Source organism: Arthrobacter echini (assembly GCF_004803505.1).
In the GTDB taxonomy this organism is placed as follows: Bacteria; Actinomycetota; Actinomycetes; order Actinomycetales; family Micrococcaceae; genus Arthrobacter_D; species Arthrobacter_D echini.
Map to the genome: position 1 here is coordinate 42,463 of NZ_SSWH01000005.1, position 19,110 is coordinate 61,572.

Sequence of the window (19,110 nt, forward strand, 5' to 3'; positions counted from 1 at the left end):
TGACGACTCCCGGTGGGCAGGCGATCCTGAGTGTCACGTGTGAATCGGGTTGCAATTCGGTGACAACAGGGCAGAAATATCGTTTGTGTGATTGCGCTCACGTTCGAAGCAGAGTTCATTGGGGGCATGCCCCTAGTCCTTGCCTTACCCATGACCACCGTCACCGACGACTCCTCGTGGTTGACCGATGTCGACGAGGCCGTGAACTCGGCGTTCGCCAGACCCACGGAGATCTTCTCGAACATCGTGTTCTACCCCATCACGATCGGCGATGTCAGTTTCCCCGCCGTCGTGGCCTGGCTGATCATCGCCGGCATCATCTTCACGATCTACTTCAAGGTGCCCCAGTTCCGCGGCCTGAAGGTGGGCTACGAGGTGGTGCGCGGACGTTATTCCTCCAGGAGCGACCCCGGTGAGGTGCCCCACTTCCAGGCTCTGACCTCCGCGCTCTCGGGCACTGTCGGTCTGGGCAACATCGCCGGTGTGGGTGCTGCGATGGCGCTCGGCGGGCCGGGTGCCACGTTCTGGATGATCTGCGCCGGCCTGATCGGCATGGCCACGAAGTTCGCCGAGTGCACGCTCGGCGTCAAGTACCGCCAGGTCCACGAGGACGGCTCGGTCAGCGGTGGTCCGTTCAAGTACCTGCCCATCGCCTTCAGCAAGCTCGGGCGTATTCCGGCGAAGATCCTCACCGGTATCTTCGCCGTGGCGATCCTCATCTTCGGCGTGGCCGGCGGCAACATGTTCCAGGCGAACCAGACCTTCGCGCAGGTGCAGAACGTCACCGGCGGTGAGGACGGTTTCCTCGGCAGCCCGGCGTCGGCCTTCATCTTCGGGATCGTCCTCGCGGTCCTCGTGGCGATCGTGATCCTCGGTGGTATCAAGTCGATCGGCGCCACCACCTCGAGGCTCGTCCCCTCCATGGCCGCGGTCTACGTGCTCGCCTGCCTGTTCGTCATCATCGTCAACATCGACCAGGTTCCCGGTGCCTTCGGCGAGATCATCGGTGGCGCCTTCGACCCGCAGGGCATCGCCGGTGGCTTCCTCGGCGTCCTGATCGTCGGTTTCCAGCGTGCCTCGTTCTCGAACGAGGCCGGTATCGGTTCGGCGGCCATCGCCCACTCCGCGGTCAAGACGCGTCGCCCGGTCAGTGAGGGGTTCGTGGCACTCTACGAGCCACTCGTCGACACGGTGCTGGTGTGCACCATGACGGCACTGGCGATCATCATCGCCGGTGCTCCGAGCTTCCAGGCAGGAATCGACCAGGTGCAGGCGGGCGGGGCCACTCCCGACGGCGTGACGCTGACCTCGGACGCGTTCGCCACGGTGCTGCCGTGGTTCCCGATCGTGCTCGCGATCGCCGTCGTACTGTTCGCCTACTCGACGCTGATCACCTGGTCCTACTACGGGCTGAAGGCCTGGGAATTCCTCTTCGGTCGCAGCAAGACCGCAGAACTCATCTACAAGATCATCTTCCTGTTCTTCACGGTCACCGGGTGTGTGCTGACCTTCAGCCAGGTCATCAACTTCGCCGATGCCGCACTGTTCGTCTGTGCCTTCGTGAACCTGCTCGGCGTGTACTTCCTGCTGCCGGTCATCAAGAAGGAGATGCGTGAGTACCTCGCCGACCGCAAGAGCGGCAAGCTCCTGGAGCTCGGCGTCGAGCGGGACGAATTCCGGACCGGCAAGTGAACCTCGAGTGAACCAGGGCCGCTGACTGCGGCCGGAGGCCCCCGCCGATTCCATGGCGGAGGCCTCCGCCGTCTGCCGAAGCAGGTGGGTTGTCGGGCGCACCGCCTAGACTCGAACCACCATGGACATGCTCTTCGATCCCTACCTGTCCCAACCCACGCCTGCCGAGAAGAAACGTGCACGCGCAGCAGCAATGGCCGGTGAGCCGCAGGCTGCATCCCCCGCGCATGACCCAGCAGACCCCGCGACAGCACATGTACCCGCGCCCGCAGGCGTCGATGGGCACCGGGCACAGGAACTGCTCGTGGGCCTCAATCCCCAGCAGGAGGAAGCCGTCACGCACGGCGGTTCCCCGCTGTTGATCGTCGCCGGGGCCGGATCCGGCAAGACCCGCGTCCTGAGCCACCGCATCGCGCACCTGCTGGCCACGGGCAGGTCCCACCCCGGGCAGATCCTTGCCATCACCTTTACGAACAAGGCTGCCGCGGAGATGCGCGAACGCATCGAGGCGCTGATCGGCGATGTCGCCAAACGTATGTGGATCTCCACCTTCCACTCCTCCTGCGTGCGCATCCTCCGCCGCGAGGCCGCATCGGTGGGCCTGAGCTCCAACTTCTCGATCTACGACTCCGCGGACACGCTGCGCCTGATCACGCTGGTGGCGAAGGGACTCGAGCTCGATCCCAAGAAGTTCGCGCCCAAGGCGATCCAGCACCGCATCTCCTCCCTGAAGAACGAGCTGATCGACGAGGAGAGCTTCGCCTCGAGTGCCAGTTCCTCCGATCCGTTCGAGCAGGCCGTCGCCGAGGTCTACACGGGCTACGCCCAGCGCATGCGGCAGGCGAACGCGATGGACTTCGACGACCTGATCGCGCAGACCGTCTTCATGTTCCGCGCCTTCCCCTCCGTGGCCGACTACTACAGGCGCAGGTTCCGGCACGTCCTCGTGGACGAGTACCAGGACACGAACCACGCGCAGTACGCCCTGGTGAGGGAGATCGTCGGGGTGCCCGGCGAATCCACGGACGATCCCGCCGAGCTGACGGTGGTCGGTGACTCCGACCAGTCCATCTACGCCTTCCGCGGAGCCGACGTGCGCAACATCGTCGAATTCGAGAACGACTACCCGAGCGCCCGCACCATCCTGCTCGAACAGAACTACCGCTCCACGCAGAACATCCTCAGCGCGGCCAACGCCGTGATCTCCCGCAACCCCGACCGGCCCGAGAAACGGCTGTGGACCGCGGAGGGCAGCGGCGCGAAGATCGTCGGGTACGTCGGCGAGAACGAGCACGAGGAAGCGCGCTTCATCGCGGAGGAGATCGACCGGCTGCAGGACGAGGAATCGATCAGACCCGGTGACGTCGCGGTCTTCTACCGCACCAATGCGCAGTCACGTTCCATCGAGGAGATCCTGCTCCGGGTCGGACTGCCCTACAAGGTGGTCGGCGGCACGCGCTTCTACGAGCGCAAGGAGATCAAGGACGCGCTCGCGTATCTGCGGGTCCTGGTGAACCAGGACGACGTCGTCAACCTGCGCCGCATCCTCAACGAGCCCAGGCGTGGCATCGGGGACCGCGCCGAGTTCGCCGTCGCTGCCTTCGGCGAGCGCGAGCGGATCGGCTTCATGCAGGCCCTGCGCCGGGCGGACGAGGCTCCGGGCATGGCCACCCGGTCGGTCAACGCCGTCGCCGGCTTCGTGAAGCTCGTCGACGACCTCGCCGAGGTGGCCGACGGCTCGGGTGCCGCCGCGGCGCTCGAGGCCGTGCTCGAGCAGACCGGGTACCTCGAACAGCTGCGGACCAGCAGTGATCCGCAGGACGAGTCCCGCGTGGAGAACCTCGCCGAACTCGTGGCCGTCCTCCGCGAGTTCGAGCGTGACAATCCGGAAGGCTCGCTCGGGGACTTCCTGGAGCAGGTCTCCCTCGTGGCCGATGCCGACCAGATCCCCGACGCGCCGGAAGGCTCCCGCGCCGACGTCCAGCGCGCCGTCGAGGAGGCACGCCGCCAGGGCGTGGTGACGCTGATGACCCTGCACACCGCGAAGGGCCTGGAGTTCCCCGTGGTGTTCCTCACCGGCATGGAGCAGGGCATCTTCCCGCACCAGCGCTCCGCCACCGACCCGAAGGAGCTCGCCGAGGAGCGGCGGCTGGCCTACGTCGGGCTGACACGTGCACGCCAACGCCTGTACATCACGCGCTCGGAGGTGCGCAGCATGTGGGGGCAGAGCCAGTACAACCCGGCGAGCCAGTTCGTCAGCGAGATCCCCACCGAACTCATCGACTGGAAGCGAGAGGGTACGGCCGCTCCGGCACGGTCCACCAGCGGCAGCATCAGCGGGCCCCGCTTCAGCGGCTCCTACTGGGGCGCCGGCGGAGGAGGGTTCTCCGGAGGTCCCGCCCCGGCGAAGGCCATCGGCCGTGTCCAGCCCCAGAAGGAGGTCGTCTCGGTAACGGTGGGCGACAGCGTCAACCACACGACGTTCGGTGACGGTACCGTGCTGTCGGTGGAAGGCTCCGGGGACAAGACGGTCGCCAAGGTCCGCTTCGACGTCGGCGAGAAACGCCTGCTGCTGCGCTACGCGCCGCTGACGAAGGTGGCCTGAGCGCGAGCATCTCTGCCGCGAGCATTTCTACACTGCATAGAACTGTGGGTTGCCCAGCGACCCGCTACGCTGGTAAAGGCCTCAGCGCCAGGAGGGCTACAGTTCCCTCGTGTAAACCGACGTCGACGTAGAAGGGCACGAGCCAAGTGGACCTGTTCGAATATCAGGCGCGCGATCTCTTTGAGGCACACGGGGTTCCCGTGCTCGCCGGTATCGTGGCGCACACCCCGGAAGAGGCAAAGGCAGCAGCCGAGAAGATCGGCGGTGTCGTCGTCGTCAAGGCCCAGGTCAAGGTGGGCGGGCGTGGCAAGGCCGGCGGTGTGAAGGTCGCCAAGACCGCGGACGAGGCCTACTCCCACGCCTCCGACATCCTCGGGATGGACATCAAGGGCCACACCGTGCAGCGCGTGATGATCGCCCAGGGCGCGGACATCGCCGAGGAATACTACTTCTCCGTGCTGCTCGACCGGTCCAACCGCAAGTACCTGGCCATGTGCTCGGTGGAGGGCGGCGTGGAGATCGAGCAGCTCGCCGTCGAGCGCCCCGATGCCCTCGCTCGCGTGTCCATCGACGCCGGTACCGGGATCGACCGGGCGAAGGCCGAGGAGATCGTCGACACTGCAGGCTTCGCACCCGATGTCCGCGACGGCGTCATCCACACCATCCTCACGCTGTGGGAGGTCTTCGAGAAGGAGGACGCCACGCTCGTGGAGGTCAACCCGCTCGTCAAGACCGGCAGCGGGGAGATCCTCGCGCTGGACGGCAAGGTCACCATCGACGAGAACGCCGACTTCCGCCAGCCCGGTCACGCGGAGCTCGAGGACAAGGACGCGGCCGATCCGCTCGAGGCCAAGGCCAAGGAGAACGACCTCAACTACGTCAAGCTCGACGGTGAGGTGGGCATCATCGGCAATGGCGCCGGTCTCGTCATGTCCACGCTCGACGTCGTCGCCTACGCGGGCGAGGCGCACGGAGGCGTGCGGCCCGCCAACTTCCTCGACATCGGAGGCGGGGCCTCCGCCGAGGTGATGACCGCGGGTCTCGACGTCATCCTGAACGACAGCCAGGTCAAGAGCGTCTTCGTCAACGTCTTCGGCGGCATCACCGCGTGCGACGCCGTCGCCACCGGAATCGTCAGGGCGCTCGAGATGCTCGGCGACGAGGCCAACAAGCCTCTCGTGGTCCGGCTGGACGGCAACAAGGTCAAGGAGGGCCGCCGGATCCTGGCCGATGCGAACCACCCGCTGGTCACTCTCGCAGACACCATGGACGAAGGCGCCGACAAGGCAGCCGCACTGGCCTACGGAAAGTAAGGGTTTCCCATGTCTATCTACCTCAACAAGGACTCCAAAGTCATCGTCCAGGGCATCACGGGCAGTGAGGGCACCAAGCACACCGCCCTCATGCTCAAGGCCGGTACCCAGGTGGTCGGCGGAGTGAACGCCCGCAAGGCCGGCACCACGGTCACGCACGACGACGTCACCCTGCCCGTCTACGGCACGGTGGAGGAAGCGATGAAGGAGACCGGCGCCGACGTGTCGATCGTCTTCGTCCCGCCGGCGTTCACCAAGGATGCCGTCGTCGAGGCCATCGAGGCCGGGATCGGGCTCGTGGTGGTCATCACCGAGGGTGTGCCGGTGCAGGATTCCGCGGAGTTCTGGGCCCTCGCCCAGTCGAAGGTCGACGCCGACGGACAGCAGGTCACACGGATCATCGGCCCCAACTGCCCGGGCATCATCACACCCGGGGAATCCCTCGTCGGCATCACCCCGGCCAACATCACGGGCAAGGGCGGGGTGGGCCTCGTCTCGAAGTCCGGCACCCTGACCTACCAGATGATGTTCGAGCTCCGCGATCTGGGCTTCTCGACCGCCATCGGGATCGGCGGTGACCCGATCATCGGCACCACGCACATCGATGCGCTCGCGGCGTTCGAGGCAGACCCCGAGACCAAGGCGATCGTGATGATCGGCGAGATCGGTGGCGACGCCGAGGAACGGGCCGCCGAGTTCATCAAGGCCAATGTCACCAAGCCGGTGGTCGGCTACGTCGCCGGCTTCACAGCACCCGAGGGCAAGACCATGGGCCATGCAGGCGCGATCGTCTCCGGTTCGGCAGGTACCGCCCAGGCCAAGAAGGAAGCGCTCGAGGCCGCAGGCGTCAAGGTCGGCAAGACGCCGTCCGAAACCGCGGATCTTCTCCGTGAGGTCTACACGAGCCTCTGAGCGGGTCCTCCAGCATTCTGTCGGAACAGCCTTCCCCGCCGCGGGGGAGGCTGTTCTGCTGTGTACCACCCGCCGGGCTTGTATCGTCGGGCGAGGACAGTAGCTCCACCAGGCAAGCTTCGAGGAGAAACCATGCGCGCCACCATCATCCACGGACCCGGGGACATCCGCGTCGAGGACCGCGACTACCCGCAGATCGTCCGCGCCAAGGACGCCGTCGTCAGGGTTACGGCATCCTGCGTCTGCGGCTCCGATCTGTGGCCGTACAGAGGCGTCCGGCCGACCAGGGAACCCAAGGCCATCGGCCACGAGTTCATCGGCGTCGTGGAGTCCATCGGCGAGGAGGTCCGCGACGTGCGCGTCGGGGACCTCGTGATCGCCCCGTTCGTGGACAGCTGCGGCGTCTGCCCCCAGTGCCGCAACGGCGTCACGGTGGCCTGCGACCATCTCGCGAGCTGGGGCAGCACGGACGAGAACGGTGACTTCGTGCAGGGCGGCCAGGGCGAGGCCGTGCGCGTTCCGCATGCGGACGGGACACTGCGGGTCGTCGACGGCGTCACCGACCCCGATGACGCGCTGACAGCCAGCCTGCTCACGCTCTCGGACGTCATGTCCACGGGCCACCACGCCGCGGTGTCGGCGAACGTGGGCCCGGGCAGCACCGTGGTGGTCGTGGGCGACGGCGCCGTGGGCCTGTGCGGTGTGCTGGCCGCGAAGCGGCTCGGCGCCGAGCGCATCATCGCCATGTCCCGCCACGAGGACCGACAGGCACTGGCCCGTGAGTTCGGAGCAACCGACGTCGTCGCCGAGCGCGGGGACGAGGGAGTGGAGCAGGTCCGCGAGCTGCTCGGCGGTGTCCTCGCCGATTCGGTGCTGGAGTGCGTGGGGACCAAGGAGTCCATGGACCAGGCGCTGCGCAGCACGCGTCCCGGTGGCAACCTCGGCTTCGTGGGCGTTCCCGCCGGAGGGCCGGAGCTGCCCATCGGCTATCTCTTCGCCAGGAACATCACCGTGGGCGGTGGGATGGCACCGGCCCACACCTACATCCCCGAACTGCTGAGGGACGTCCTCGACGGGACGATCGATCCGGGACGGGTGTTCGACGTCGTGATGCCGCTCGAGGAAGCGCCCGAGGCGTACAGGGCCATGGACGAGCGGCGGGCCATCAAGGTTCTGCTCCGGCCCTGAGCGTGGGGTGATGACGGTGGAACCGCCTGTGGACGATGTTCGTGGACAATGAGGGCTATGACATCTCCCACCGGCACGGACCAGGCCTATCTCATCTCCCGGGAGCGGCTCATCGACGCGCCCGCCGACCGGATCTTCGAGGTCCTCGCCCGGCCCGCGCTGCACAGCGTGATCGACGGCTCGGGGACGGTCCGCGGCGAGCAGCCCAACGGGCCGGAACGGTTGTCCCTGGGTGCACGCTTCGGGATGCAGATGCGGATCGGCGCCCCCTACAAGATCCTCAACCGGGTGATCGAGTTCGAGGAGGGGCGCCGTATCGCCTGGCGGCACTTCTCCTCGCACGTGTGGCGCTACACGCTCGAACCCCGAGGCGACTCCACCCTGGTGCGCGAGGAGTGGGACGGCAGGGCCGTGCGCTGGAAGTTCATCTTCCGGCTCGCAGGTTTCACCCGCAGCCATCCGGCAAGTATCGAAAAGACCCTCCGGAAGCTGGAGGACTACGTGCTGCAGGAGCGCCGTTCGGCCTGAGGCGCCCGCTCCCGCAGAGTCAGGAGATCGAGGTGCCGAAGAGCAGGCCGAGCAGGTACGTCACGGCGGCGGCACCCAGGCCGATGCCGAGCTGGCGCAGCGCCAGACGCAGCGGGGAGGCTCCGGAGAGCAGGGCGACGACGGCTCCCGTGGCGAGCAGGGCCAGTCCCACCAGCAGGCACGCGAGCACCACGGCCAGGAGTCCGTCGAGACCCAGGACATAGGGTAGCACCGGGATGATCGCCCCCGCCGCGAAGAAGCAGAAGCTGGAGGCCGCTGCCCCGAGACCGGTGCCGACGGTCTCGTACTGATCGGGCAGATCCTCCTCCGGGCGCAGCGAGAAGCTCGGATCGCAGTCGCACTCCAGCAGACCCAGCCGCTCCGCGGCCCTGTGTTCCGCTGCCGCCGGCGTCATGCCGCGGGCGCGGTAGACCAGCACGAGTTCATTGGCCGCGATGTCCAGTTCCTTCGCCGCGGTGAGGGTGATCTGCGTGGGGCGCGACGCCGAGAGCAGTTCGCGCTGGGACCGCACCGAGACGTACTCGCCGGCGCCCATCGACAGTGCCCCGGCGAGCAGACCGGCGAGACCGCTGAAGAGGATGAAGGCGGCGGGAACGCCGGTGGCTCCGATGCCGATCACCAGGGCGAGATTGCTGACCAAACCGTCGTTGGCGCCGAAGACCGCAGCCCTGAAGTTCCCCGACAGCCGGGCGCGGCCACGCGTGGCCAGGCCCCGCACCACCTCCTCGTGGATCTGTTCGTCGGCGACCATGGCGCTCGTCGCCGAGGGATCCGCGGCGTAGGGGGAGCGGGCCTCGGAGCGCTGGGCCAGGGCGAGGACGAAGACGGACCCGAAGCGGCGCGCGAACCAGCCCAGCACCCGGTTGCGGAGCGAGGCCCGCAGCGGGCGTCCTGCGTGTTCGCCGAGCAGAGCGAGCCAGTGCGCCTCATGACGGCCCTCGGCCTCGGCGAGTCCGAGGAGGATCTCGCGCTCCTCGCCGCTCCGGCGTCGGGCCAGCTCCCGGTAGGTGGCAGCTTCGGCTCGTTCGTCGGCCAGATGCCGGCGCCACCGACTGATGTCGTGGGCCGTGGGAGGCTGCTCGGGGGGTGTCACAACCCTCCAGCGTACCGGAGGCGGAGAACCGATAGTATGCGATGCGGCCCGTGATCCTAGGAGATTCGGGTAACGTGACTCGTCGGCCCCGCGTTAGAGTCGGACGCACAACAGGAAGCAGGCTTATGGATCTGGCAGCCCGACCCTGGCTCGCGAGCTACGCGCCCGGTGTGCCCACGACGTTCGAGGTGCCGGCAGGAACGCTGACGGATATGCTCGATACCTCGGTGCGGACCTACGGCGACGCGAAAGCCCTCGAGTTCTTCGGTGCCGCGACGAGCTACCGTGAGCTGGGTGGCGCCGTCGCCCGTGCGGCAGCAGGGCTGAAGTCCCTCGGCGTCAGGGCCGGTGACCGCGTGGCCCTCGTGCTCCCGAACTGCCCCCAGCACATCATCGCGTTCTACGCGGTGCTCCGCCTCGGCGCGATCGTCGTCGAGCACAACCCGCTCTACACCGACCGGGAACTCCGGCACCAGTTCGAGGATCACGGGGCGCGGATCGCGATCGTCTGGGATCGTGTGGTCCCGCGCGTTCAGCGCATGCCGGCGGACATCGCGGTCACCACGGTGGTCTCCGTGGGGCTCATCGGTGCGATGCCCGCCTCCCGCCGTCTTGCCCTGAAACTGCCGATCGGGCGCGCGCGCGAGGCCCGGGCTGCGCTGACGACGACGCAGAAGCTCGCCGGCCCCCGGCGGCTCGTGGCCTGGAAGGACGTCCTCCGGCACCGTCCCCTCCCCGGGAAGCACCCTCGACCGGTCGCCACCGACACCGCGGTCCTGCAGTACACCAGTGGCACCACGGGAGTGCCGAAGGGGGCGATCCTCACGCACCGGAATCTGCTGGCGAACGCGGCGCAGGGCAGGGCCTGGGTGCCGGGCCTGCAGGCCGGGCGTGAGACGGTCTATGCGGTGCTGCCCATGTTCCATGCGTACGGGTTGACCCTGTGCCTGACCTTCGCCATGAGCATCGGCGCGAAGCTGGTCCTCTTTCCGCGCTTCGACGTCGGGATGGTCCTGGACGCCGCGAAGAAGAGTCCTCCCACGTTCCTGCCGGCCGTGCCACCCATCTACGACCGCCTTGCTGCCGGCGCGGCGGAGCGGGGAGCGGACCTGCGCAGCATCAGATTCGCCATCTCCGGCGCCATGAGTCTCCCGCAGTCCACGGTGGAGACCTGGGAGGAAGCCACCGGTGGCTACCTGATCGAGGGCTACGGGCTCACGGAGACCTCCCCGGTCGTGGCGGGCAACCCGATCGGTCCCACGCGGCGTCCGGGAACGGTCGGCGTGCCCTTCCCCGGCAGCGACGTGCGGATCGTCGATCCCGAGAACCCGGACGTCGATCGCGCCTTCGGTGAGGCGGGGGAGCTGCTGGTTCGCGGACCGCAGGTGTTCCAGGGGTACTGGCACAACCCCGAGCAGACCCAGGCCGTCCTGCTCGAGGACGGCTGGTGCCGCACGGGGGACATCGTGCGGATGGACGAGGACCACTTCATCACGATCGTGGACCGCATCAAGGAACTCATCATCACCGGCGGGTTCAACGTGGCCCCGTCCGAGGTCGAACGGGTCCTGTTGCGCCATCCGGATGTTGCCGACGTCGCCGTCGTGGGGCTGCCCGGGGCAGCCGGCGAGGACGTCGTCGCCGTCGTCGTTCCTGCGCCCGGAGTCGAGGACCTCGATGTCGAGGCGCTGCGCTCCCACTGCCGCGGCGAACTCGCGGCCTACAAGGTTCCCCGCAGTATCGTGCAGGTCCAGGATCTGCCGCGCTCGCAGCTCGGCAAGATCCTCCGGCGCGAGGCGCGTGCCCAACTGCTCGAGGACGGCCGTCCGGCCGAAGGAAGAGGTGATCGTCGATGATTCGTCCGGCCCACGTGTCGAAGCCCGCACCCAAGGGTCCCTGGCGCGACAGCCTGGGCAATGCCAGCATCAGGTCGGCGCAGCTCCTGCTGCTCCTGGTGCTCGCGGTTGCCGCGGTCTACGCCCTGATCCAGGTGCGGCTCGTCGTCATCCCGATGCTGCTCGCCCTGATCCTGGCCGCGGCGATCGGGCCGTTCGTCAACTGGCTGCGCAGGAAGGGCTGGCCTGCCTCGGCCGCGACCGCAGCGGCCTTCGTGCTGCTGCTGCTGATCTTCAGCGGGCTCATCACGGGCATCGTCTTCGCCGTGGTGGGCCAGGCCGACGAGCTGGCCGCCAGCGCCACCGAGGGCTTCGACCGGCTCTACGCGCTGGTGCAGGACGGACCCATCCCCGTCGACGAGGCGCAGATCCAGCAGGCCCGCGACTGGGCCGTGGACTTCGCCACGAGCAGCACCGTCGGCGCCGGCGCCATCTCCGGGCTGAGTGCGGCCGGCAACTTCTTCGCGGGCCTGGTGCTCATGGTGGTCATCCTGTTCTTCTTCCTCAAGGACGGCGAGCAGATCTGGGCGTTCATACTGCGTGCCTTCAAGGGCAAGCGCCTCGTGAAGGCCCGCCGCGTCGGCTACAGCGGCATGACCGTCCTCGGCGGCTACATCCGCGGCACCGCGATCGTGGCGCTCGTGGACTCCGTGTTCATCGGTCTCGCCCTGTTCCTCCTCAATGTGCCACTCGCCCTGCCCCTGGCGGCGATCGTCTTCGTCGGTGCGTTCATCCCCCTGGTCGGGGCGACCCTGGCCGGAGTGCTGTCCGCGCTGGTGGCGCTGGTGGCCAACGGTCCGCTGATCGCGCTCTTCGTGATCATCGCGGTGATCGTCGTGAACCAGCTCGAGGGCAACTTCCTGCAGCCCGTGGTCATGGGCCGCACGCTCCAGGTCCACGCACTCGTGATCCTGGTCGCGCTGACCGCCGGCACCGTGCTCGCCGGGATCATCGGTGCCATCCTCTCGGTTCCCGTCGCCGCCGTCACCTGGGCGGCCATCAAGGCGTGGAACCAGGAGGACGACGAGGACATCACGGACGAGGAGATCGCCGAGGCCGAGAAGCGGACGGCGCTCGACGAGACCGGCAGGGGACTTGCCTCCACCCCGAAGGAGGACCACGAGCGCCGGAAGGACGCGGCTGCCGTCGCGGTGGAGGTGGCCGATCGTCGCAGCGCGGTGCACGAGCGGCCGGTCGACGACTCCGACGAGGACGCGCGGAAGAAGGACTCCTCCGGGGTGGACGAGACCGACGGCGGTGGCTCAGAACCCGTGCAGCGCTAGTGACGTGCAGGCCGCACCGGATCGTCGGGCACCAGGGGCGCGCTGCCGCAGTGAGCGGTGCGATCACCGGGCCGGTGCGGCCGGGACGTCCTCGGGGACCCCACCTGCCACGCGCCGATCCCAGGCGGCCATGACGTCGGCGCGGGTGGGGCGGGTGAGCAGCGAGACGACGACGTACACGATCGCCGAGACGCCCAGCCCCCAGTAGATCGGGGCATTGGCGTAGATGCCGTCGTACCGGTTCTCGGCCGTGATCTCGAGGTAGCCCATGACGCCGAGGGTGACCAGCGTGCCGGCCGCCATCGAGGCGCCGGCACCGATCCCGTTGCCGCGGCGCCAGACGAGCCCACCGAGGATGGCGACGAGGAGCCCGCCCACGAGGATGTCGTAGGCGATGGTCAGGGCCGCGACGACATCCTGTACCACCACTGCGAGGCCGAGCGTGACGAGCCCGAGCCCGAGGACCCACCAGCGGCTGGCGGCGATGTCCTCCTGGGCGGCGCGCTCGTCGCCGCCGCGTCCGAACCAGCCGCCCACGAAGGGGACGACGTCGGTGCGGGCCACGGTGGCGGCCGCGATCAGGGCGCCGGAGGCCGTCGACATCATCGCGGCGACAGCGGCGGCGAGCACCAGCCCGCCGATGCCGACCGGCAGGACGTCGAGGGCGATATCGGCGTAGACGTCGTCCCGCGATTCGATCGCCGGCAGGATCACGCTGGCGCTCATGCCGATCACCGCGCCCGCGATGCCGTACAGGATGCAGTAGATGCCTGCGGCAGAACCACCCCACCGGGCCACCTGGGGGGTGCGGGAGGTGAAGACGCGCTGCCAGATGTCCTGCCCGATCAGCAGCCCGAGGGTGTAGACCACGAAGTAGGTGACGATGCTCTGCGCGCCGATACCCGTGATGCTGAAGAACTCGTCGCCCGCGCGCTCGGCGATGCCGTCGAACCCGCCGGCGGCAGCCAGGGAGAAGGGCAGCATGAGCGCGAAGACCCCGATGGTCTTGATCACGAACTGCGCCATGTCGGCGAGCGTGATGGACCACATGCCGCCGATGGTGGAGTAGATGAGCACGATCGCCCCGCCGACGGCGATGGACAGGGCCCGGTCCCAGCCGAAGAGCACCACGAAGATGGTGGCGTAGGCGCCCGTGGAGGTGGCGCAGAGCATGAGGGTGTAGGCGAGCATCACGATGCCCGAGACCCGCGTGGCGCGGTGCCCGTAACGCAGTGTGAGCATCTGCGAGACCGTGTAGATCTTCAGCTTCTGGATGGTCGGTGCGAAGAGGAGGCTCAGCAGCAGCACGCCGGTCCCGATGGCCACCACGAGCCACATGCCGGAGATGCCGTACTCGTACCCGAGCCCGACGCCACCGACGGTGGAGGCTCCACCGAGGACCACCGCGGCCATGGTGCCGGTGTAGAGGAACGGCCCGAGGCGCCGGCCCGCGACCAGATAGTCGCTCTGGGTTCTCGTGCGGGATTTGCCCCACCAGCCGAAGCCGAGCATGGCCACGAGGTAGACCACCACGATGGAGATGTCCAGGAGATGCATGGGGAGGCCTTTCGCGGGGATGGACGGGGCGCTGCGGTGTTCCCGGTAAGCTTCCCTGATTGCCCCCGGAGAGGACAACCATGAAGGCACTACCCGTCGAGCCGTCGACCGCGCCCGTCGCCATCGGACCGCGGATCCGGGCCGCACGGCAGGCCCAGCGGATGACCATCGAGCAGGTGGCAGCCTCCACCGGACTGACCAAGGGCTTCCTCAGCAGGGTGGAGCGCGACCTGACCTCTCCGTCCGTGGCCTCGCTCGTGACCCTGTGCCAGGTGCTCTCGATCCCCATCGGCGATCTGTTCCAGGTCCCGGACACCCACCTGACCAGGCTTCCGGAGGCACCGCGGATCAATCTCGGCGGCCACGGGATCCGGGAGGCCCTGCTGACGGCCCGCTCGGAGCGCAGACTGCAGGTGATCCGAGCCGTCGTCGAGCCGCACGGCAAGGGGGAGGACGAGCTCTACGCCGTGGACTGCGAGCTGGAGGTCCTCCATGTCGTCGCCGGGAACTTCGTGCTGATCTTCTCCAACGACCGCTACGACCTGGGTACCGGCGATACGCTCACCTTCCCGGGCAGGGAGCCCCACACGTGGGCCAACCCCGGGGAGCAGGAGGCCGTGGTGCTGTGGACCCTCGTCGGAGCTGCGCCGGGCAGCTAGACCGGTGTGGACGGATCTTCCGCATCCTTGACCGCATCCGGAGCGCCCAATAGCCTTATGAAACCTTTGATTCATATTGGGCAACTTGCAACAGGGCCCGGAACGGAGTGGCTGCTGTGGAAGAACTGCGCATCACCGGCGGCGGTCGGCTTGGCCCCATCGATTCCGCCCGCACTCCCCGCTATGCCGGAGCGGCGACCTTCGCGCGCCTGCCGCGGCTGGACCAGGTGGAGCACGCGGACGTCGCCGTCGTCGGCGTACCGTTCGACTCCGGAGTCTCCTACCGGCCGGGGGCGCGGTTCGGTGGCAACGCGATCCGCGAGGCCTCGCGCCTGCTGCGTCCCTACAACCCGGCGCTGGACGTCTCGCCGTTCGAGCGCGTGCAGGTGGCCGACGCCGGGGACATGGCGGTCAATCCGTTCAACATCGGCGAGGCCATCGAGACGGTGCAGCAGAACGCGCTGGATCTCACGGCGGACGGCACGCGTCTGGTGACCCTCGGCGGGGACCACACGATCGCGCTGCCGCTGCTGCGCGCGGCAACCGAACGCGCCGGCTCTCCCGTGGCGATGCTCCACTTCGACGCGCACCTCGACACCTGGGACACCTACTTCGGCGCCGAGTATACGCACGGCACCCCGTTCCGCCGGGCGGTGGAGGAGGGCATCCTCGACACCGAGGCCATCTCGCACGTGGGCACACGGGGGCCGCTGTACGGGGTGCGTGATCTCGAGGACGACCGCCGCTTCGGGTTCGGCATCGTGACCTCCTCGGACGTCTACCGGCAGGGCGTCGACGAGATCGTGGACCAGCTGCGCACCCGGATCGGATCCAGGCCGCTCTACGTCTCGGTGGACATCGACGTCCTCGACCCCGCGCACGCCCCGGGCACCGGCACGCCCGAGGCCGGCGGCATCACGAGCCGCGAACTGCTCGAGATCCTCCGCGGCCTGCGCGGGATGAATCTCGTCGGAGCCGACGTCGTCGAGGTCGCACCGGCCTACGACCACGCCGAGATGACCGGCGTCGCCGCGTCCCACGTGACCTATGATCTCGTCACGCTCCTGGCAGACACCCTGACCACCGGTACTCCCGGCACCACGACTTCCGAGGATTAAGAAGATGGACAGCATCGACAGCGCGGCAGCCGCCCCTCCCGAGCCGGTCACGGACCAGCGCAACGGCGGCGATCTCGTTATCGAGACACTGACCGCGCTCGGGGCGACGACGGTGTTCGGCATCCCCGGGCAGCACGCCCTCGGTCTGTTCGACGCCCTGTCCCGCTCGGAACTCCGCTTCGTCTCCTCGCGTGTGGAGAACAACTCGGCGTTCGCCGCCGACGGCTTCTCCCGTGCCACGGGGGACGTCGGGGTGCTGTTCCTCTCGACGGGCCCCGGGGCCCTGACAGCGCTCGCGGGGCTGCAGGAGGCCTACGCAACGGGAGTACCGATGGTCGTCGTTGCCAGCCAGATCCCCCTCGAGGGGCTCGGCGCGCGGCGCAAGGGCATGCTGCACCAGCTGGACGACCAGAAGGCGTCGGCGGCGAACGTGACCAAGAGCCAGCGCCTGATCCAGCAGGCCTCCGGCATCCCCTCGGCCATCCAGGATGCCTGGACCGAGGCCGTCTCCTCACCGCAGGGCCCGGTGTGGATCGAGGTACCGCAGAACGTGCTGCTGGATCCCGTGATGGTCCCCCGGGTCGAGGACGCGCTCGCGGAACCCTTCGACAACCCGCCGCGGGTCGAGCTCGTGCGGGAGGCCGTTGCCTGGCTGAAGGACTCGAAGCGCCCGGCGATCGTCGCCGGCGGCGGCACGCGGCGCGGTGGAGCGGAGGCCTCACTGCTCTCGATCGCGGAGAAGCTCGGTGCGCCGGTGATCTGCTCTCCCGGCGGTAACGGCGCCTTCCCCTGGACGCACGAGTTGTCGCTGCAGTCCTGGGTGGAGGATCGCCACACCACCGAGGTCCTCGAGGACGCTGACGTCCTCCTCGTGGTCGGCTCCTCGCTCGGTGAGGTCACCTCCAACTACTTCACGCTGGAGCCGCGCGGGCGGATCATCCAGATCGACGCCGAACCGAGGGTCCTCGAGTCGAATCGGCCCGGTCTCGGCATCCGCGCCGACGCCGGGCAGGGTCTCGCCGCCCTCGCCGCCGCGATCGAGCCCCTCGACAGGGACCGTCAGCCCGGGTACGACGCCGTCGCGCTCGTGGCCGAGACCCTCGCGAAGGTCCGTGCGCGCCTCGACGCGCAGGAGCTCGACAAGGAGCGCGCCTTCATGCGGGACATCCGCGAGGCGGTTCCCGCCGACATGCAGACCTTCTGGGACATGACCATCGCCGCGTACTGGGCCTGGAGTTGCTGGGACTCCCGTGAAGGCCAGTTCCACTCCGCCCAGGGCGCAGGAGGCCTCGGCTTCGGGTATCCGGGAGCCATCGGCGGCTCCATCGGCCTCCAGTCGCACGGTCAGCCGGCCCGGGTGCTTGCGGTCTCCGGCGACGGTTCGGCCATGTACTCCATCGCCGAACTCGCCACCGCACGCCAGCACGACATCCCGGTGACCTGGCTGATCGTGGACGACGGCGGCTACGGCATCCTCCGCGAATACATGGAGGACGCCTTCGGGAAAGCCACGGCCACGGAACTCGCACGCCCTGATTTCGTGGCGCTCGCCGAATCCTTCGGGGTGCCCGCCCGACTCGTGGGGCCCGAAGGTGTCGGGGATGCGCTGCGCGAGTCCCTGGCGGCGGATGGCCCGAACGTCGTCGTGGTCCGGACGCTGCTGCGCATGTTCGCCCCGACACACCTCGACCAGTAGGCCTGAACCGCCGGGCCTGATTCGCCTGCCGCATTCACCGGGGTCGGTGGATAGGCGACTCCAGGTATTGCTGGTCCTTGAGCTTCCGCTGGATACGGACCATACTTAGGTACGTGAGTGATGGTGCGTGGCCGCTGCAGTGGATCAGGGCATGCCTGGAGCTGGCTGTTCTGGGCAGTGTCATCGAGGCTCCCCTGCACGGGTACGGGATCGCGCAGCACCTCGAGGGCCGAGGCTTCGGACGGCTCAAGGGAGGTTCGCTGTATCCGGTGCTCGCTCGCCTCGAGAATGCAGGTCACGTCGAGGCCGCATGGCAGCAGGGGGATTTCGGTCCGAGCCGCAAGTACTACACCATCACCGGCGCCGGTCGTCGGTACCTGACCGACGGTCTCACCCAGTGGAAGGCCCTGGCCCGGGCCCTGGACCCTGCGGAGGAACTCTGATCATGGCGACGACGATCAATTCGACCTTGAGCAAGCTGCCGAAGGCGTTCGCGGAAGCGCGTGGTCGATCGTCCGACAGACAGTGGGCGGAGCTTGTGATCGGGCGGCTGTCCCTGGACGGCATCAACACCACGCTCATCGCCGCCGAGTTGACGCAGGTGCTGGCTCTGGTGCGTGAGTCCGGAGAAGGGCCCCATGGGCTCTTCGGCGATGCGTCCGACTATGCCCAGAATCTTTTGGGGCAGTGGCGGGTCGACGGAGCACCCGTCGAACCGGTGGAGCCGGACACGAGCTGGCGGGACGTCCCGGTCGTGGCTGCTGTCATGGCGACATTCGTCGTCGTCATGCTTGCCGTCCTGGAGCTCCTGTCGGGCAACTGGACCACCGACTTCACCATCGGCAAGATCCTGCTGCCTGCGCTGTCGGCTCTTACGACACTCGTGTCCATCACGACCTTCGAGACGCTCCTCATGCGTGCCCGCCGGCTGTACGCCGTCGCGGGGGCGCTGGCTGTAGCGGGCAGCGGGGTATTGCTGATCGCGGCGACCTTCGTCCTGGGCAATGACCATCCGCTCCTCACCGGTCCGCTCTGGTGGTACGCAGGACTGATAGTGCTCTACGCTCTGGCGACGATCGCGGTCTCCCGCTGGTTCCCCGACGGCGACGGGATCCGTACACGGCGACAGGCTGCGGCTGCCGATGATCCGGGCACCGCCGCGACCTCGCGCCTGTCCGATGAACAGTGGGCCGCCGAACTCGCCGGCGTCCTGCGCCTACGTGCGGAGCTGCCCGAGAAGGAGGTGCGCGCCACCATTGCCGAGGCGCGTCAGCACGCGGCAGGCACGGGTACTAGCCTGGTCGACGAATTCGGCCTGCCCGGTGAGTACGCATCCCGCGTGCCACGATCCGCGGCGGCCCGGCGCAGGCGCAGACGCTGGAACAGCGCTGCGTTCTTGCTCGGTGCCGTCATCTCCGGGTACCTGGGATTCGGGGGCCTGCAGGACGGGTTGGCCTGGGGCAACGTGTACTGGCCCATGGCGACGGCGTTCCTCGTCTTCTGCTTCGCGGGGGTCCTCTTCCTGCTGGGAAGGAAGCGCTACAGCTAGC

The 19,110-nt window shown here is 68.2% G+C and carries 15 protein-coding genes; 13 read left to right on the forward strand and 2 right to left on the reverse strand.

What is annotated here, in order from left to right; translation table 11 throughout:
• The first annotated feature begins 150 nt into the window (after nucleotides 1-150).
• From E8P82_RS07060 to E8P82_RS07085, 6 genes are all read left to right on the forward strand, one after another.
• Nucleotides 151-1,692, forward strand: coding sequence for an alanine/glycine:cation symporter family protein (locus E8P82_RS07060; protein ID WP_246021051.1), 1,542 nt, complete (start codon nucleotides 151-153; stop codon nucleotides 1,690-1,692).
• A 127-nt stretch (nucleotides 1,693-1,819) separates the two neighbouring features.
• Nucleotides 1,820-4,297 carry a DNA helicase PcrA gene (pcrA, locus tag E8P82_RS07065; RefSeq protein WP_425456011.1) on the forward strand — a complete coding sequence of 826 codons (2,478 nt, stop codon included), beginning with the start codon at nucleotides 1,820-1,822 and terminating at the stop codon, nucleotides 4,295-4,297.
• 146 nt (nucleotides 4,298-4,443) lie between these two features.
• Nucleotides 4,444-5,610, forward strand: a complete 1,167-nt coding sequence (gene sucC, locus E8P82_RS07070) for an ADP-forming succinate--CoA ligase subunit beta (protein ID WP_136453802.1) — start codon at nucleotides 4,444-4,446, stop codon at nucleotides 5,608-5,610.
• Nucleotides 5,611-5,619: 9 nt separating this feature from the next.
• The gene (gene sucD, locus E8P82_RS07075) at nucleotides 5,620-6,522 is read left to right on the forward strand and encodes a succinate--CoA ligase subunit alpha (RefSeq protein WP_136453803.1); all 903 of its coding nucleotides are present in this window, start codon (nucleotides 5,620-5,622) and stop codon (nucleotides 6,520-6,522) included.
• 132 nt (nucleotides 6,523-6,654) lie between these two features.
• Nucleotides 6,655-7,710, forward strand: coding sequence for a zinc-dependent alcohol dehydrogenase family protein (locus tag E8P82_RS07080; RefSeq protein WP_136453804.1), 1,056 nt, complete (start codon nucleotides 6,655-6,657; stop codon nucleotides 7,708-7,710).
• A gap of 57 nt (nucleotides 7,711-7,767) precedes the next feature.
• The gene (locus E8P82_RS07085; RefSeq protein ID WP_136453805.1) at nucleotides 7,768-8,238 is read left to right on the forward strand and encodes an SRPBCC family protein; all 471 of its coding nucleotides are present in this window, start codon (nucleotides 7,768-7,770) and stop codon (nucleotides 8,236-8,238) included.
• A 19-nt stretch (nucleotides 8,239-8,257) separates the two neighbouring features.
• Here E8P82_RS07085 and E8P82_RS07090 read toward each other — a convergent pair whose 3' ends face one another.
• Nucleotides 8,258-9,352, reverse strand: coding sequence for a VIT1/CCC1 transporter family protein (locus E8P82_RS07090; protein WP_246021053.1), 1,095 nt, complete (start codon nucleotides 9,350-9,352; stop codon nucleotides 8,258-8,260).
• A gap of 125 nt (nucleotides 9,353-9,477) precedes the next feature.
• Here E8P82_RS07090 and E8P82_RS07095 point away from each other — a divergent pair, with 125 nt between their 5' ends.
• Nucleotides 9,478-11,208, forward strand: a complete 1,731-nt coding sequence (locus E8P82_RS07095; protein WP_136453807.1) for a long-chain-fatty-acid--CoA ligase — start codon at nucleotides 9,478-9,480, stop codon at nucleotides 11,206-11,208.
• On the forward strand, nucleotides 11,205-12,530 hold the full coding sequence (locus E8P82_RS07100; RefSeq protein ID WP_136453808.1) for an AI-2E family transporter: 1,326 nt from the start codon (nucleotides 11,205-11,207) through the stop codon (nucleotides 12,528-12,530). Before E8P82_RS07095 ends, E8P82_RS07100 begins: the two co-directional genes overlap by 4 nt.
• 63 nt (nucleotides 12,531-12,593) lie before the next feature.
• Here the strand turns inward: E8P82_RS07100 and E8P82_RS07105 are convergent, their stop codons facing one another.
• Nucleotides 12,594-14,087: a sodium:solute symporter family protein gene (locus tag E8P82_RS07105; protein ID WP_136453809.1), complete on the reverse strand. Its 1,494-nt coding sequence runs from the start codon at nucleotides 14,085-14,087 to the stop codon at nucleotides 12,594-12,596.
• Nucleotides 14,088-14,167: 80 nt separating this feature from the next.
• Here E8P82_RS07105 and E8P82_RS07110 point away from each other — a divergent pair, with 80 nt between their 5' ends.
• The 5 genes from E8P82_RS07110 to E8P82_RS07130 all read left to right on the forward strand — a co-directional run bounded on the left by E8P82_RS07110 (nucleotide 14,168) and on the right by E8P82_RS07130 (nucleotide 19,109).
• Entirely contained in the window at nucleotides 14,168-14,746 is a 579-nt protein-coding gene (locus tag E8P82_RS07110) for a helix-turn-helix domain-containing protein (RefSeq protein WP_136453810.1), read from the forward strand.
• Nucleotides 14,747-14,862: 116 nt separating this feature from the next.
• Complete coding sequence (gene speB / locus E8P82_RS07115; protein WP_136453945.1) at nucleotides 14,863-15,864, forward strand: agmatinase; 1,002 nt, start codon at nucleotides 14,863-14,865, stop codon at nucleotides 15,862-15,864.
• Nucleotides 15,865-15,868: 4 nt separating this feature from the next.
• Nucleotides 15,869-17,560 (forward strand): thiamine pyrophosphate-binding protein, encoded by a 1,692-nt coding sequence (locus E8P82_RS07120; protein ID WP_136453811.1) that lies wholly within the window; start codon nucleotides 15,869-15,871, stop codon nucleotides 17,558-17,560.
• A 113-nt stretch (nucleotides 17,561-17,673) separates the two neighbouring features.
• Nucleotides 17,674-18,003: a PadR family transcriptional regulator gene (locus E8P82_RS07125; protein WP_246021055.1), complete on the forward strand. Its 330-nt coding sequence runs from the start codon at nucleotides 17,674-17,676 to the stop codon at nucleotides 18,001-18,003.
• Nucleotides 18,004-18,005: 2 nt separating this feature from the next.
• Nucleotides 18,006-19,109 (forward strand): hypothetical protein, encoded by a 1,104-nt coding sequence (locus E8P82_RS07130; RefSeq protein WP_136453812.1) that lies wholly within the window; start codon nucleotides 18,006-18,008, stop codon nucleotides 19,107-19,109.
• Nucleotide 19,110: the final 1 nt, after the last annotated feature.

Coding starts and splice junctions, on each gene's coding strand:
- E8P82_RS07085 (WP_136453805.1), top strand. CDS start 7,768: ATGACATCTCCCACCGGCACGGACCAGGCCTATCTCATCTCCCGGGAG.
- E8P82_RS07080 (WP_136453804.1), top strand. CDS start 6,655: ATGCGCGCCACCATCATCCACGGACCCGGGGACATCCGCGTCGAGGAC.
- pcrA (WP_425456011.1), top strand. CDS start 1,820: ATGCTCTTCGATCCCTACCTGTCCCAACCCACGCCTGCCGAGAAGAAA.
- E8P82_RS07100 (WP_136453808.1), top strand. CDS start 11,205: ATGATTCGTCCGGCCCACGTGTCGAAGCCCGCACCCAAGGGTCCCTGG.
- E8P82_RS07110 (WP_136453810.1), top strand. CDS start 14,168: ATGAAGGCACTACCCGTCGAGCCGTCGACCGCGCCCGTCGCCATCGGA.
- E8P82_RS07130 (WP_136453812.1), top strand. CDS start 18,006: ATGGCGACGACGATCAATTCGACCTTGAGCAAGCTGCCGAAGGCGTTC.
- E8P82_RS07120 (WP_136453811.1), top strand. CDS start 15,869: ATGGACAGCATCGACAGCGCGGCAGCCGCCCCTCCCGAGCCGGTCACG.
- sucD (WP_136453803.1), top strand. CDS start 5,620: ATGTCTATCTACCTCAACAAGGACTCCAAAGTCATCGTCCAGGGCATC.
- E8P82_RS07095 (WP_136453807.1), top strand. CDS start 9,478: ATGGATCTGGCAGCCCGACCCTGGCTCGCGAGCTACGCGCCCGGTGTG.
- E8P82_RS07060 (WP_246021051.1), top strand. CDS start 151: ATGACCACCGTCACCGACGACTCCTCGTGGTTGACCGATGTCGACGAG.
- E8P82_RS07105 (WP_136453809.1), bottom strand. CDS start 14,087: ATGCATCTCCTGGACATCTCCATCGTGGTGGTCTACCTCGTGGCCATG.